General features: G+C 68.8%; 16 protein-coding genes and 1 pseudogene. 13 read left to right on the top strand and 4 right to left on the bottom strand.

Annotation, left to right across the window (positions count from 1 at the left end; all coding sequences use genetic code 11):
- Positions 1 to 458: 458 nt before the first annotated feature.
- Positions 459 to 1,496: pseudogene (locus ASD25_RS32500) on the bottom strand (electron transfer flavoprotein-ubiquinone oxidoreductase); the annotation flags it as partial.
- A gap of 1 nt (position 1,497) precedes the next feature.
- The coding region (locus tag ASD25_RS32495) for an NAD(P)/FAD-dependent oxidoreductase (protein WP_235562887.1) at positions 1,498 to 2,190 on the bottom strand (693 nt) is incomplete at its 3' end.
- Between the two features lie 98 nt (positions 2,191 to 2,288).
- Here ASD25_RS32495 and ASD25_RS26015 point away from each other — a divergent pair.
- A complete protein-coding gene (locus tag ASD25_RS26015; protein WP_055829678.1) occupies positions 2,289 to 3,074 on the top strand; it encodes a uracil-DNA glycosylase family protein in 786 nt (261 codons plus the stop codon).
- A gap of 162 nt (positions 3,075 to 3,236) precedes the next feature.
- A complete protein-coding gene (locus tag ASD25_RS26010; RefSeq protein ID WP_055828405.1) occupies positions 3,237 to 4,907 on the top strand; it encodes a lytic transglycosylase domain-containing protein in 1,671 nt (556 codons plus the stop codon).
- Between the two features lie 448 nt (positions 4,908 to 5,355).
- Here the strand turns inward: ASD25_RS26010 and ASD25_RS26005 are convergent, their stop codons facing one another.
- Positions 5,356 to 6,006 (bottom strand): glutathione S-transferase, encoded by a 651-nt coding sequence (locus ASD25_RS26005; RefSeq protein ID WP_055828402.1) that lies wholly within the window; start codon positions 6,004 to 6,006, stop codon positions 5,356 to 5,358.
- 137 nt (positions 6,007 to 6,143) lie between these two features.
- Here ASD25_RS26005 and purB point away from each other — a divergent pair, with 137 nt between their 5' ends.
- The 3 genes from purB (at position 6,144) to ASD25_RS25990 (ending at position 8,669) form a co-directional block, all read left to right on the top strand.
- Complete coding sequence (gene purB / locus ASD25_RS26000) at positions 6,144 to 7,445, top strand: adenylosuccinate lyase (RefSeq protein ID WP_055828398.1); 1,302 nt, start codon at positions 6,144 to 6,146, stop codon at positions 7,443 to 7,445.
- Positions 7,442 to 7,936 carry a DNA-deoxyinosine glycosylase gene (locus ASD25_RS25995; protein WP_055828395.1) on the top strand — a complete coding sequence of 165 codons (495 nt, stop codon included), beginning with the start codon at positions 7,442 to 7,444 and terminating at the stop codon, positions 7,934 to 7,936. The genes purB and ASD25_RS25995 overlap by 4 nt, the downstream gene beginning before the upstream one ends.
- 112 nt (positions 7,937 to 8,048) lie before the next feature.
- Positions 8,049 to 8,669 (top strand): fasciclin domain-containing protein, encoded by a 621-nt coding sequence (locus tag ASD25_RS25990; protein ID WP_055828392.1) that lies wholly within the window; start codon positions 8,049 to 8,051, stop codon positions 8,667 to 8,669.
- 76 nt (positions 8,670 to 8,745) lie between these two features.
- On the opposite strand, the gene ASD25_RS25985 is transcribed toward ASD25_RS25990, so the two are convergent.
- Entirely contained in the window at positions 8,746 to 9,069 is a 324-nt protein-coding gene (locus ASD25_RS25985) for a DUF1476 domain-containing protein (RefSeq protein ID WP_055828390.1), read from the bottom strand.
- Between the two features lie 271 nt (positions 9,070 to 9,340).
- Between ASD25_RS25985 and purC the strand changes: the two genes are divergently transcribed.
- From purC to ASD25_RS25950, 8 genes are all read left to right on the top strand, one after another.
- Positions 9,341 to 10,093 (top strand): phosphoribosylaminoimidazolesuccinocarboxamide synthase, encoded by a 753-nt coding sequence (purC, locus tag ASD25_RS25980; RefSeq protein ID WP_056621473.1) that lies wholly within the window; start codon positions 9,341 to 9,343, stop codon positions 10,091 to 10,093.
- A 1-nt stretch (position 10,094) separates the two neighbouring features.
- Positions 10,095 to 10,331, top strand: a complete 237-nt coding sequence (gene purS, locus ASD25_RS25975) for a phosphoribosylformylglycinamidine synthase subunit PurS (RefSeq protein ID WP_055828387.1) — start codon at positions 10,095 to 10,097, stop codon at positions 10,329 to 10,331.
- Positions 10,328 to 10,459 carry a hypothetical protein gene (locus ASD25_RS32905; protein WP_255356198.1) on the top strand — a complete coding sequence of 44 codons (132 nt, stop codon included), beginning with the start codon at positions 10,328 to 10,330 and terminating at the stop codon, positions 10,457 to 10,459. The genes purS and ASD25_RS32905 overlap by 4 nt, the downstream gene beginning before the upstream one ends.
- A 7-nt stretch (positions 10,460 to 10,466) precedes the next feature.
- Positions 10,467 to 10,871 carry a YkvA family protein gene (locus ASD25_RS25970; RefSeq protein ID WP_055828385.1) on the top strand — a complete coding sequence of 135 codons (405 nt, stop codon included), beginning with the start codon at positions 10,467 to 10,469 and terminating at the stop codon, positions 10,869 to 10,871.
- Between the two features lie 52 nt (positions 10,872 to 10,923).
- The gene (locus ASD25_RS25965; RefSeq protein ID WP_055828382.1) at positions 10,924 to 11,388 is read left to right on the top strand and encodes a YbhB/YbcL family Raf kinase inhibitor-like protein; all 465 of its coding nucleotides are present in this window, start codon (positions 10,924 to 10,926) and stop codon (positions 11,386 to 11,388) included.
- Between the two features lie 14 nt (positions 11,389 to 11,402).
- Positions 11,403 to 12,116 (top strand): HD domain-containing protein, encoded by a 714-nt coding sequence (locus tag ASD25_RS25960; protein WP_055828380.1) that lies wholly within the window; start codon positions 11,403 to 11,405, stop codon positions 12,114 to 12,116.
- 33 nt (positions 12,117 to 12,149) lie between these two features.
- A complete protein-coding gene (gene purQ, locus ASD25_RS25955; RefSeq protein WP_055828377.1) occupies positions 12,150 to 12,812 on the top strand; it encodes a phosphoribosylformylglycinamidine synthase subunit PurQ in 663 nt (220 codons plus the stop codon).
- 91 nt (positions 12,813 to 12,903) lie between these two features.
- Positions 12,904 to 13,605, top strand: coding sequence for a hypothetical protein (locus ASD25_RS25950; RefSeq protein WP_156376910.1), 702 nt, complete (start codon positions 12,904 to 12,906; stop codon positions 13,603 to 13,605).
- Positions 13,606 to 13,610 lie beyond the last annotated feature (5 nt).

The following is a 13,610-nucleotide window of genomic DNA, read 5'->3' as shown; positions in this document are numbered from 1 at the left end:
AGAGCCCAGATCGCCCGAGAACAGGCCCGACCTGAATGCCTCTTCGCCCAGCACGGGTTGCTCCGGGGCGAGGGCATGGGCTTCCCTCAGCAATTCCGAGCCCGCCGCGCGGTCGCCGCGAATGCTGGCCAGGCGGCCGGCCAGATAGAGGCCGTAGGCCGACTGGCCTGCGGCGTCGATCGGCACCGGGGCCCAGATCGCGGGGATGGGCGGCGCCGGGGATTCCGCCGCCGGCGCGGCTTCCGGTGCGGCTTCGACGATAATCGCCGGGGCCTCCGGAACGGGGGCAGCCTCCACCGGAGCACGGAGTCCGACCGCCGGCGGATCCTGCGCCCAGGCCGGTGAAGCCAGCGCCGTCAGGGCGCAACCGGTCAGCAGAAGGGCGAGGCGAGAAATGCGCATGCCGGAACCCTCACCGCATTATGCGGCGGCGACAAGGCCCCCTCGCCTCCTCGGCGTCACATATTCGGATAGTTCGGCCCGCCGCCGCCCTCGGGCGTGGTCCAGACGATGTTCTGGGACGGGTCCTTGATGTCGCAGGTTTTGCAGTGGACGCAGTTCTGGGCGTTGATCTGGAAGCGCGGATTGTTCCCGGCCTCGTCGTACAGCACCTCATACACCCCCGCCGGACAGTAGAGCCGCGCCGGCTCGCCGTAGAGCGGCAGGTTGACCCGGATCGGCACGGAAGCGTCCAGCAGCTTCAGGTGGGCGGGCTGTTCCTCGGCGTGGTTGGTGTTGGAGACGAAGACCGAGGACAGCTTGTCGAACGACAGCTTTCCGTCCGGCTTCGGATAGGCGATGGGCTTGTGCTTGGCGGCCTTTTCGGTCGAGCCGGCGTCGGTCTTGCCGTGCTTCAGCGTCCACGGAAGGTTCACGCCGAAGAGCGACGAGAACCACATGTCGATCAGGCCCGCCGCCCCGCCCAGCGTCGTACCGAATTTCGACAGATAGGGTTTGGCGTTCCGGACCTGTTTCAGCTCCTTGTAGACCCAGCTCTTCTCGTAGGCGGCCTGGTATTCGACCAGCCGGTCGCCCGAGCGTCCCGCCATGACCGCGTCATAGGCGGCGTCGGCGGCCAGCATGCCGGTCTTCATGGCGTTGTGGCTGCCCTTGATGCGCGGCACGTTCACGAATCCGGCCGAGCAGCCGATCAGGACGCCGCCGGGGAAGCTGAGCTTCGGCACCGACTGGAAGCCGCCCTCGGTGATGGCGCGGGCGCCGTAGGAGATGCGCGTTCCGCCCTCCAGATGCTCGCTGATCGCCGGGTGGTGCTTGAAGCGCTGGAACTCGTCGAACGGCGACAGGAAGGGGTTCTTGTAGTTCAGGTGCACGACATAGCCGATGGCCACGTAGCGGTCGCCGAAATGGTACAGGAAGCTGCCGCCGCCGGTGAATTCGTCCAGCGGCCAGCCGGTGGTGTGCTGGGCCAGGCCGGGGCGGTGCCTGTCGGCCGGGACCTGCCACAGCTCCTTCAGGCCGATGCCGTATTTCTGCGGNGTGGCGGGCCATGATGGTCTTGGCCAGCGAGCCGCGCACGCCCTCGGCGATGAAGACGTATTTGCCGTGCAGTTCGATGCCGGGCTGGAAGTCGTCGGTCGGCTTGCCGTGGCGGTCGATGCCGAAGACGCCGGCGACCACGCCCTTCACCGTTCCCGACGGCTCGTCCCAGACCACATGGCTGGCGGCCATGCCGGGATAGACCTCGACCCCCAGCGCCTCGGCCTGTTCACCCAGCCAGCGTGCGACATTGCCGAGGGAGGCGATGTAGCAGCCGTCGTTGTGCATCATCGGCGGCAGCAGGGGCATGGGCAGGGAGACCTGGCCCATAGGCCCCAGCACCATGAACCGGTCCTCGGTCACCGGCGTCTCCAGCGGCGCGCCGCGTTCCTTCCAGTCGGGGAAGAGCTCGGTCAGGGCGCGCGGATCGATGACGGCGCCCGACAGGATATGGCCGCCGATCTCGGCGCTCTTTTCCAGCACGGCGACGGTGATGTCCTTGCCGTCCTTTTCCGCCCGCTGCTTAAGGCGGATGGCGGCCGCCAGGCCGGCGGGGCCGCCGCCGACGATGACGACGTCGTACTCCATCACCTCGCGCTCGACCCCGGCCAGGGCCTCGGCAGGCGGCAGCTTGTCGATCACGGCTTCCTGCCAGGCGTCTGTCGCGCCGCCCTCGATCGCGTCCTCGGCCATGCCCTGATTTCCTCGTCGTCGGTGTGGTCTTGGTGTTTTCCGCTTATCGGAAGGTGACGCAAGGGTGGTCAAGGACTATCCCTGTGTGGACCGTCATGATGACCCAGCCCCTCGACGCCGCCGCGACCGAAAGCCTGCTCGCCTTCTGGCGCGACGCGGGGGTCGACGCCTGTTTCGAGGACGCGCCGGTCGACCGCACCCATGTCGTCCCGCCGCCGGCCGTCAAGGCGGTGGCCAGGGCCACGGCCTCGGTCATGGCCGCGCCCGACGCGGGCGACGCCCTGTCCGAAGCGCGCCGACTGGCCAGCGCCGCCTCGACGCTGGAGGAACTGGGTCAGGCCATCGCGGCCTTCGAGGGCTGTCCCCTCAGGGGCATGGGGGCCACGCAGTCGGTGTTCAGCCGGGGCAATCCCGAGGCGCCGGTTCTGGTCATCGGCGAGGGACCCGGCGCGGAAGAGGATCAGCGCGGCCAGCCCTTCATCGGCAAGGCCGGCAAGCTGCTGGACCGGATGCTGGCCGAGGCCGGGCTGGAGGGCCGGGTGTTCATCACCAACACCGTCTTCTGGCGTCCGCCGGGCAACCGTACGCCGACGCCGGCCGAACAGGCCGTGTGCGCGCCGTTCGTCGAGCGAGCCTTCGCGCTGCTGAAGCCGAGGGCGGTGCTGCTGCTGGGCGCGGCGGCGGCCAAATCGGTGCTGGCCACCGACGAGGGCATCATGCGGCTGCGGGGCCAGTGGCGGGAATGGCGGCTGCCCGAGGGCGCGGTTTCGGCGCCGGTGCTGCCCACCCTGCATCCCGCCTTCCTGCTGCGGCAGCCGATGGCGAAACGTCAGGCCTGGGCGGACATGCTGTCCCTCGCCGCGCGGCTGGATACGGTTGAATAACCGGACGCGTTCATTCTTCAGACTCAAAACTGCCCCAAAATGGGGAGAAATCTTGACATGGGCCGGGGGCGGTGGCGCCCTTTACGCCTGACGACCGAATGAACAGCGCGAAACAGCCCGGGTCGAGACGGGCTTGCTGAACGCTTCAAGGGGGCCGCCTCAGTGCCGTTTGATTTCCGCCGCGCGATCATCGCGCCGACGTTGGCCCTGGCGTTGTGCGCCCTGGCGACCGCCGGCCAGGCCGAGGAAGTCCGACGCGCGCCCACGGCCCTGAGCGCCGCGGACCGCCTCAGCTACACCACCGCCTTCGACGCCCTTCGACGTGGGGATCTGGACGCCGCGCGGGATTCCGCGCGTCAGGCCAACGACCGCGTCCTGCTGGGTCAGGTGGAGTTCGAACGTCTGTTCCACGCCGACTACACGGCCACCTATGAGGAACTGTCGGCCTGGCTGGCGGAGTATGCCGACCTGCCGTCCGCGGACCGCGCCTACACCCTCGCCATGCGCCGCCGTCCGGACGGCGCCCCGGAGCCCCGCCAGCCCTCCCGCATGGGCGGCGGCAGGAACTGGAACAGCATCGCCGCCGCCGGCGGCAACACCGAGGGCGATCCGATGAAGGCGGCCCGCGTCGCCCTGAACCGCGACGACCTGACCGGCGCGGTCGCCCTCGGCGACCAGTTGGGCGACTGGTGGACGGTCGGCCTAGCTCAATACCGGCTGGGCGAATTCGGCCAGGCCAAGGTCGCGTTCGAGCGCGTGCTGGACGATCCGACCGAGGACGGATGGGTCCGCTCGGGGGCCGCCTTCTGGGCCGCGCGTTCGGCGGCGCGGTCCGGCCAGCAGGATCGCGTCCAGCCGCTGCTGCGCCGCGCGGGCGCCTGGCCCGCGACCTTCTATGGCCAGATCGCCCTGCGTCAGCTGGGCGAGGAGCCGACGATCGAGAACCTGGGCCCGACGCCCTACGGCGCCGCCCGGGTGGAACGCGCGTCGTATCAGGTCGAGGAACCGATCGGCGTCGACGCCCGCGAGCTGGAGGAGTTCGTCCGGTCCGAGCCCCGCGCCCTGCGCACCGTCGCCTTCTTCGAAGTTGGACGCCGCGGCGACGCGCGCGAGGAATTGAAGACCGGCATTCGCGCCGCCGCCACCGACCGGGGCCGCCAGCTGTGGGCCGCCCTGGGCCGGGCCCTCGGCCCCCGGGTGACCGGGTCGGGCGACGACGTCCGCCGCATCGACGCCGACCGCTATCCCCAGCCGGTGATCGAGCCTGACGGCGGCTTCACCGTCGAACGGTCGCTGGTCTACGCCATCGCCCGCAAGGAAACCGACTTCAACGCCCGCGCCCGGTCCGGCGCCGGGGCCTATGGCCTGATGCAGGTCATGCCGACGACCGCCGCCGAACTGACCGGCGACCGGGGCTTCGTCAGCGAGCCGGAACGGCTGTTCCAGCCCAACGTCAACGCCCGCCTCGGTCAGGCCTATGTGAACCGGGTTCTGGCCCTGCCGGCGATCAACGGCGATCTGCTGCGGGCGGCGGCCTCGTACAACGCCGGCCCCGGCCCGATGGTGATGGCGGTGCGCAAACTGGGTCCCGACGCGGATCCGCTGCTGCTGATCGAGATGATCGACGTGCCCCAGGCGCGCGAATATGTCGAAAAGGTCGTGGCGGCCTACTGGATCTACCAGCGCATGAACGGCCGGCCGCTGCATACGCTGGACGCGGTGGCGTCAGGCGCGTCGCGGGTGCCCATCGCTCTGGATTACGTCGCGCCGCCGCCCGCTCCGGTGCAGGCGATTGATCTGGCGTCCGCCCCGCTAATGGCCGGGACCAACTAGCCGACCCCGGTCAGCGACCTGTCGGAAGCCCTCGGTCGGTCCCTGCGTCCGAATCTGACGCAGGCCCATGCTTCACTGACCGGCGCCTTCCGGTCTTTGACAACCGAATTCAGCGGGATTCCCCCACCCTCACGGACGCGGTGCAGCCGCCGCGCTCCGAGACGCATGAGACGGGTGAGACGGGTGAGACTGTGTTTTCGACCGCCCTGCCGCTCGGCTTGCGGACCCCGCGCCGCAGGAATGCGGAGACCCGCGACCTAGATGACGCTGACCAGCAGCAGGGCCGGCAGGCAACAGGCGATGACGATCATCAGCCCATAGACCATCAGGCTGGGACGGCGCGTTCCGGACTGCTGGACGGGCATGGGCATGAGGGCCTCCGAACGCTTCCGCGCTCTGAACCATCCGGAATACCGCCGTTGTCTTAAGGGCGGGTTCCGCGGATCGGTTAACGCCCGGCCAACGCCTCCGCCGTCCACTCCAGGAAATCGGGCTGGGCCAGCAGCGCGTCCCGGTAGGCGGCTGCGGTCCCGTCGTCGCCATGGGCGGCCAGATCGATCTGGAAATGCCGGAACCGCGCCGCCACCGGAGTGAAGAAGGCGTCGGGCACGGACCATTCACCGAACAGGTAAGGCCCGCCGGCGCCGAAACGTGTCCGCATCTCGCGCCACAGGGCGACGATGCGGCGGATGTCCCTGGCGACGGCCTCGCCGGTCGGCGGCGGCGAGCGGTCCGGGCCGACCATGGTGTGATCCGGCCCCATGCCGCAGTCGGTCCGCAGGCCCATGAAGCCGCCATGCATCTCGCAGGCCGCCGACCGGGCCAGCCAGCGGGGGTGGTCATCGGCGGGCCACAGACGGGCCTCGGGATAACGTTCGGCGCACCAGACCGAGATGGCCATGGAATCCCAGATCGTCTCGCCCTCGACCTTCAGCACGGGCACGAGGCGGGACGGCGAAACGGCCTCCAGCTCCGCGCGGCCGGCGTCGGAATAGATATCCATTTCCCGCACGGTGAAATCCGCCTTGCAGCGCTTCAGCACCAGCCAGGGACGCAGCGACCAGGTCGAGTACAGACGCGGTCCGATGATCAGTTCCATGAAGCCTCTCCCGATATCCGGCTTTCAGCCAATAGAGCCCGGGCGGGCCCGCCGCCAGCGCCGGATGGCCGAGTTCGGGGCCCCCACCCACAAGCGGCGCTTGACTCAACCGGTCGCGGGACCGACACGACCGGCCCATGATCAGCCGCTATTCCCGCCCCGCCGCCGTCGCCATCTGGTCGCAGGAGACCAAATACCGGATCTGGTTCGAGATCGAGGCGCACGCCGCCACCCGGATGGCCGAGCTGGGCGTGATCCCGACCGAGGCCGCCGAGGCGATCTGGGCCAAGGGCAGGGATGTGATCTTCGACGCCGACCGCATCGACGAGATCGAACGCACCACCAAACACGACGTCATCGCCTTCCTAACCCATGTGTCGGAGCTGGTGGGCGAGGAGGCGCGCTTCCTGCACCAGGGCATGACCTCCTCGGACGTGCTGGACACCTGTTTCGCGGTGCAGCTGGCGCGGGCCTCGGACCTGCTGGTTGACGGCGTCGACCGCGTTCTCGCGGCGCTGGAAAAGCGGGCGCAGGAACACAAATTCACGCCCTGCGTCGGCCGCAGCCACGGCATCCACGCCGAGCCTGTGACCTTCGGCCTCAAGCTGGCCGGCTATCACGCCGAATTCCAGCGGGCGAAGCGACGCCTGCTGACCGCCCGGGCAGAAATCGCCACCTGCGCCATCTCCGGCGCGGTCGGCACCTTCGCCAACGTCGATCCCGCGGTCGAGCAATACGTCGCTGACAGGATGGGCCTGGCCGTCGAGCCGGTCTCGACCCAGGTCATCCCGCGCGACCGCCACGCCGCCTTCTTCGCGGCCCTGGGCGTCGTCGCCAGCTCCGTGGAGCGGCTGGCGATCGAGATCCGCCACCTGCAGCGCACCGAGGTGCTGGAGGCGGAAGAGCCGTTCGATCCGGGCCAGAAGGGTTCGTCGGCCATGCCGCACAAGCGCAACCCGATCCTGACGGAGAACCTGACCGGCCTCGCCCGCCTGGTCCGCTCTGCCGTGGTCCCGGCGATGGAGAACGTCGCCCTCTGGCACGAGCGGGACATCAGCCATTCCTCGGTCGAGCGCGGCATCGGGCCGGACGCCACCATCCACCTGGACTTCGCCCTGCATCGTCTGGCGGGGGTGGTCGAGCGGCTGCAGGTCTATCCGGCCAATATGGAGAAGAACCTGAACCTGCTGGGCGGGCTGGTGCATTCCCAGCGCGTCATGCTGGCCCTGACCCAGGCCGGCGTCAGCCGCGAGGACGCCTATGCCGCGGTGCAGGAGAACGCCATGAAGGTCTGGCGCGGCGAGGGCCGGTTCCTCGACTTTCTCAAGGCGGACGCGCGGGTGACCCTTCCCGCCGAACAGCTCGAGGCCCTGTTCGACCTCGGCTATCACACCAAACACGTGGACACGGTGTTCGCGCGGGTGTTCGGCGCGGCGTGAGCCTCAAGCGCGCCTTCGACCCGGTCGTCGATGCGGACACTCGCCTCCTGATCCTCGGCAGCCTGCCCGGCGACGCCTCGCTGAGGGCGGCGCAGTATTACGCCCATCCGCAGAACGCCTTCTGGCGGCTGGTCGGCGGGGTCGTCGAGGTCGATCTGGCGGCCCTGCCCTATCCCGACCGGCTTGTCGCCTTGCAGGCCGCAGGCGTCGGCCTGTGGGACGTCATCGCCCGCGCCGTCCGGCCGGGCAGCCTGGACGGGGCCATCCGTGACGCGGAGGCGGCGGATCTGAACCTGCTGATCGAGCGGCTGCCGCGGCTCCGCGCCGTGGCCTTCAACGGCGCGACGGCCGCCAGAATCGGCCGACGCACCCTGCGCGCCGGACCGCACCTTCGCCTCATCGACCTGCCGTCCTCCAGCCCCGCGCACACCCGATCGCCCGCCTCCAAGGCCGAGGCGTGGAGCGTCCTGAAACCGTTCGTCGCGCCCTGACGCCCTGCGGTCACATGTCGCGCCGGATATCGTGATCACGGCGCATCTTTTCCCGCCCCGGCCAGTACCTGCACCGACGCCGCCGAGGGCGGCGCGTATCAGGAGACGCCCGATGAAACCGACCCGCCTGGCCACGCTCGCCACCGTATCCGCCGCCGCCCTGCTGACGCTGGCCGCCTGCAACAGCGCCGAGGACGCGGCTCCCGCCGAGGCCGCGGCGACCGACGCCTCGGCCACGGCTCCGGCCTCGACCGACCCGATGGTCGGCGGCGCCGCCATGAGCCCGAACGAGACCATCGTCGCCAACGCCGCCAAGGCCTCGAACCTGACCACCCTGGTCAGCGCCGTCACCGCCGCCGGCCTCGGCGAGACCCTGTCCGGCGCGGGTCCGTTCACGGTCTTCGCGCCCGACAACGCCGCCTTCGAGAAGATTCCCGCGGCCACCCGCGGAGCCCTGCTGGCCCCGGCGGGCAAGGCCGACCTGACGAAGATCCTGACCTACCACGTGGTCCCCGGCCGGCTGACCGCCGCCGACATCGCCTCGCAGGCCCAGGCCAATAGCGGCACGGCGACCCTGACCACGGTCCAGGGCGAGGAACTGAAGGTCTCGGCCGGCCCCAACAACACCTGGGTCATCACCGACGCCAAGGGCGGCAAGTCGACCATCAGCCAGGCGGATGTGATGCAATCCAACGGCGTCGTGCACGTCGTCGATACGGTTCTGATGCCGTAATCACGGCGCTGCTGTTGAAACGAGAAGGGCCGCTCCATCGCTGGAGCGGCCCTTTTTCGATCTGGTTGGGAGGACCCTATTCGCCGTTGCGGATCTGGTCGCGGGCCACGGACGACAGCTCGTCCATCTTGCGGCGGATCTCGCCTTCCGACACCGTCAGGCCGGCTCCTTCCAGATCCTGGGCGATCTTGCGGAAGACGTCTTCCTCGCCCGGCTGCTCGAAGTCAGCCTTGACGATAGCGCGGCCATATTCTTCGGCGCCCGCGGCGTTGAGGCCCATTTTCCCGGCCGCCCACAGGCCCAGGAGCTTGTTGCGCCGGGCGACCGCCTTGAATTCCTGTTCCTGATCGAGGGCGAATTTGGACTCGAAGCCCTTTTCCCGATCGTCGAAGGTGGTCATGCGCGTCGCGAGGCTCCGTCTGGCGGCCGAAAGCAGGGCCGCGTCGAGGTGGTCTATATCCACCCCATGCACGAACGCAACCGGAACTGACGGGGTTGCGGCGACACGGCCACGGGGCGCGCCAAAACGCCGCTGGTTTGTATCGCGGCGCCGCATCCGCTAAGGGTTCCGCGACTTTTTCCCGCCCGCCCGCGATTCCGGATCAAGCCGCCCAGACCCCGTCTGGCCGCGCGATTTGCGTTTCCGGCGGGCCCCGCCCGGACCCGTCATGATGAACGTCAAGCGCAAGAAGATTTACGAGGGCAAGGCCAAGATCCTCTACGAGGGTCCCGAGCCGGGCACCCTGATCCAGTATTTCAAGGACGACGCCACCGCCTTCAACGGCGAGAAGAAGGCCCAGCTCGAGGGCAAGGGCGTGATCAACAACCGCATCAGCGAATTCATCATGTCGCGCCTGAACGGCATCGGCGTGACCAACCACTTCATCAAGCGGCTGAATCTGCGCGAGCAGCTGATCCGCGAAGTCGAGATCATCCCGCTTGAGGTCGTCTGCCGCAACGTCGTCGCCGGCTCGATGAGCCAGCGGCTCGGCATCGACGAGGGCACGCCCCTGCCGCGCTCGATCATCGAATTCTACCTCAAGAAGGATGAACTCAACGACCCGATGGTGACCGAGGAGCACATCACCGCCTTCAACTGGGCCACGACCCAGGAGCTGGACGACATCCTCGCCATGACCGTGCGGGTGAACGACTATCTGTCGGGCATGTTCGGCGCCGTCGGCATCACCCTGGTGGACTTCAAGATCGAGTTCGGCCGGGTGTGGGAGAACGACTTCAGCCGCCTGGCCGACGAGATCAGCCCCGATTCGTGCCGCCTGTGGGACACCAACACGGGCGAGAAGCTGGACAAGGACCGCTTCCGCCGCGATCTGGGCAATGTCATCGAAAGCTACACCGAGGTGGCCCGCCGCCTCGGCATCATGAAGGACATGCCGACCGTGATTCAGGGTGGATTGCACTAGAATGGCCAAGGTCAAGGTTCACGTGTTTCTCAAGCCCGGCGTCCTGGACGTCCAGGGCAAGGCCGTCGAGCAAGCCCTGCACGGTCTGGGCTGGGCCGGCGTCGCCCACGCCCGCGTCGGCAAGCTGATCGAATTCGATCTGGACGGCGTCGCCGACCCGGCCGCAGAGGCGAAGAAGATGTGCGAGCAGCTGCTGGCCAACACCGTGATCGAAGGCTACCGCATCGAGGTCGCGTGAAGCGGCTGATCCAGTTCTCGGTCGCGGCCTTCGTGCTCGTCTGCGTGCTGATCTTCGCCGCGGCCCTGGCCGGCGGGCTGACGGACGATTCGGCCTTCACCCCGGCGGCGAAGGACGCGGCGCACTGACATCCGGATGATCAACGCCCTGAGACGGTGGGCGAAAGCCTTGAAGCGGGACATCATCGCGCTGTGGCTCGGAGCGCGGGACCGCCGGACTCCGGTGCTGGCCAAGATCGTCGCCGGCTGCGTCGCCGCCTATGCGCTGTCGCCCATTGACCTGATCCCCGATTTCATCCCGGTGCTCGGCTATCTGGACGACCTGCTGCTGGTCCCGCTAGGGATCTGGGTCGCGATCAGGCTGATTCCGCCAGCCCTGATGGCAGAGTTGCGCGAGAGCGCCTCGGCGCAGGCCCGGCCCGCCTCCCCGACCGCCGCGGTAATCGTGGTCGGGCTTTGGCTTCTGGCGGCCGTCCTCGTCGGCGTGCTGATCCGGCGATCGGGCGGGATGGCGCAGATGGTCGCATTGTTCCGAAGCTAGAGACGAACGTGCGGCTTCCGCGTTACGGTCGTCGGCATCACGGAGCTGCGGAATGACCTTCACCCTGACCTCGAACGGCTTCACCGACGGCGGCGCCCTGCCCGACGCCCAGGTCCATGCGAAGGGCAACCGGTCGCCGCATCTGAAATGGTCCGGCGCGCCCGAGGGCGCGAAGAGCTTCGCCGTCACCTGCTACGACCCCGACGCGCCGACCGGCTCCGGCTTCTGGCACTGGACCGTCGCCAACATCCCCGCCGATGTGACTGAACTGGCCGAAGGCGCCGCCGTGCCGGCGGGCGCGGTCGAGGGCCGCACCGACTTCGGCGAGCCCGGCTTCGGCGGCGCCGCGCCGCCTCCGGGACATGGCCCGCACCGCTATATCTTCACCGTCTTCGCCGTGGACGCGGAGCGCTTGGACGTGACGCCCGAAAACTCGGGCGCCGTGTTCGGTTTCAATGTGCATTTCCACACCCTGGCCAAGGCCTCGATCACGGGCGTGTACGAGAACAAGGGCTGATCGGGAGGGGCGGCATGAACACTCTGTTTCTGGCCATCGCGGCGGGCGCGCTGCTGCTGAGCCCCGCGGGCATATCCGCGGCTCAGGACGCTCCGGCCGTCGAGGCGGCCCCGATCGCGACCTCGGCCGGCATCTCGCTGGACAGCCCTTGGCGGCGCGCCGTCTACGCCCAGGCGACGGACCATTTCCAGCACCCGAGCTGGGGCTGGCGTCATTCCGAGCGGAACTACGTGCTGGGCATGGCGCTCGCCGAGGCGGAGGGTCTGACGGTGGACGCCGACGTCCTGTTCGCCGCGGCCTTCCTGCACGACTGGGGCGGGATCGAGCCGTTCGCCGCGGCCGGAGTGGATCACGCCGCCCGCTCGGTCCAGCTGGCCGAGCCCTTCCTGACGGAGGCCGGCTTCCCGATGGAGAAATTCCCCGCCGTCCGCGCCGCCATCCTCGGCCATATGTACGACAAGGAGCCGCAAGGGCCTGAGGCGGTGGTCCTCCACGACGCCGACGCGCTCGATTTTCTGGGTCTGCTTGGCGCGGCGCGGTTGCTGGCGGCGACGGGCGACCGGCCCGACTACGATCAGGCGCTGGGACGAATCGAGCGGTTCTCGACCGACATCCCGCCGCGCCTGAAGACCGCGGCGGCCCGCCGGATGGCCGGGCCTCGCGTGGCGGCGATGAGCGAATTCCTCGCCGGCGTGCGGCGCGAGACGCCGGACCGCGCCAGACCCTGACACGGGCGGCAAACGCTGCTAAAGGCCCGCGCCATGAGCGCAGCCGTCATCGTCTTCCCGGGGTCCAACTGTGACCGCGACTGCAAGGTCGCCGTCGAACGCTCCACGGGCGAACAGGTCCAGATGGTCTGGCACCAGGAGACGGAACTGCCGTCGGGACTGGACCTGATTGTCCTGCCGGGCGGGTTTTCCTACGGCGACTATCTGCGCTGCGGGGCCATGGCGGCGCAGTCGCCGGTCATGCAGGCGGTCAAGAAGGCCGCCGACGACGGCGTGGCCGTCCTGGGCATCTGCAACGGTTTCCAGATCCTGTGCGAGGCCGGAATGCTGCCGGGCGCCCTGCTGCGCAACGCCGGCCTGAAATACGTCTGCAAGCCGATCAGCCTGACCGTGGCCAACGGCCAGACCCGCTTCACCGCCGGCTATCAGGGCCAGCGCGAGGTAATCATGACCCAGGGCAATGGCGACGGAAACTATTTCGCCGGCCCCGAGGACCTGGCCCGGCTCGAGGGCGAGGGCCAGGTCGTATTCCGCTATGTCGACAATCCCAACGGCTCGGTGAACGACATCGCCGCCGTCCAGAACGCGCGCGGCAATGTGATGGGCATGATGCCCCACCCGGATCGTGCCTTCGAGGAAGAGCTCGGCTCCGCTGACGGCGCCGTCCTGTTCCGCAGCGTGTTCGCGGCGGCCTGACCACACGCGCTTTCCGGGAAAATGTCGCACACGGTCGATTGACAAGTGTGGACGGGGTGGGGCCATATCTCCCTGTAATCGGGGGGTTTCCATGTATCGTAAGCTTGCCGGCCTCGTGGCCGCGTTGTCTCTTGGCGCGTGCGCCTCGCCCTATGTGGCGACGCCGTATGACCGCGCCTCGGCGGGGGTGACAGGGGTGGCCCTGGTGGAGGACTCCCTGCCCGAAAAGGCCATCGCCTATGAGGTCGCCTCGGTCGGATCGAATTTCGGCCTGATCGGGGCCCTGATCGACACGGGGATCCAGCTGGAACGGCAGGACGCCGTCAACGACGCCCTCGCCGGCATCCAGTTCGACGCTGAAGGCGAGCTGGAAACCCGGCTGATGTCGGCGCTCAGCGCCGAGGGCTATCGGGTGGCGCCTCTGCCCGGAGAGGCGCGCAAGAAGCGGGACTGGCTGGGAACCTATCCGACCGCGCCGGCGGGCACGGACGCCTGGCTGGACATCGCGGTCGTGCATTACGGCTATATGTCGTCCGGCGCGGGCCAGCCGTTCCGACCGACCGTCGGGGCCAAGGTGAGGCTGGTCAAGGTGTCCGACGGATCGACCCTGATGGAGAACCAGATCGTCTACAATCCGCTGAACACGATGCAGGGGATCATCACCATCGCGCCCAACCCGGAGTACGCTTTCCGCAACCGCAGCGACCTGCTGGCCGACCCGGCCCGGCTGGCGGCCGGCATCGAGGACGCCCTGAACCAGGTGGCCGACACCGCCATCCAGCTGCTGCGCTAGGCGAG

This window comes from Brevundimonas sp. Root1423 (genome assembly GCF_001426805.1).
This window is presented reverse-complemented; position numbering and strand designations above follow the sequence as displayed.

What these genes read in the sequence shown, in the direction of transcription:
- ASD25_RS25985 (WP_055828390.1), bottom strand. Translation starts at nt 9,069, where the DNA reads ATGACCACCTTCGACGATCGGGAAAAGGGCTTCGAGTCCAAATTCGCC.
- ASD25_RS26015 (WP_055829678.1), top strand. Translation starts at nt 2,289, where the DNA reads ATGACCCAGCCCCTCGACGCCGCCGCGACCGAAAGCCTGCTCGCCTTC.
- ASD25_RS25970 (WP_055828385.1), top strand. Translation starts at nt 10,467, where the DNA reads ATGATCAACGCCCTGAGACGGTGGGCGAAAGCCTTGAAGCGGGACATC.
- ASD25_RS25965 (WP_055828382.1), top strand. Translation starts at nt 10,924, where the DNA reads ATGACCTTCACCCTGACCTCGAACGGCTTCACCGACGGCGGCGCCCTG.
- purQ (WP_055828377.1), top strand. Translation starts at nt 12,150, where the DNA reads ATGAGCGCAGCCGTCATCGTCTTCCCGGGGTCCAACTGTGACCGCGAC.
- purB (WP_055828398.1), top strand. Translation starts at nt 6,144, where the DNA reads ATGATCAGCCGCTATTCCCGCCCCGCCGCCGTCGCCATCTGGTCGCAG.
- purS (WP_055828387.1), top strand. Translation starts at nt 10,095, where the DNA reads ATGGCCAAGGTCAAGGTTCACGTGTTTCTCAAGCCCGGCGTCCTGGAC.
- ASD25_RS26005 (WP_055828402.1), bottom strand. Translation starts at nt 6,006, where the DNA reads ATGGAACTGATCATCGGACCGCGTCTGTACTCGACCTGGTCGCTGCGT.
- purC (WP_056621473.1), top strand. Translation starts at nt 9,341, where the DNA reads ATGAACGTCAAGCGCAAGAAGATTTACGAGGGCAAGGCCAAGATCCTC.
- ASD25_RS25950 (WP_156376910.1), top strand. Translation starts at nt 12,904, where the DNA reads ATGTATCGTAAGCTTGCCGGCCTCGTGGCCGCGTTGTCTCTTGGCGCG.
- ASD25_RS25960 (WP_055828380.1), top strand. Translation starts at nt 11,403, where the DNA reads ATGAACACTCTGTTTCTGGCCATCGCGGCGGGCGCGCTGCTGCTGAGC.
- ASD25_RS25990 (WP_055828392.1), top strand. Translation starts at nt 8,049, where the DNA reads ATGAAACCGACCCGCCTGGCCACGCTCGCCACCGTATCCGCCGCCGCC.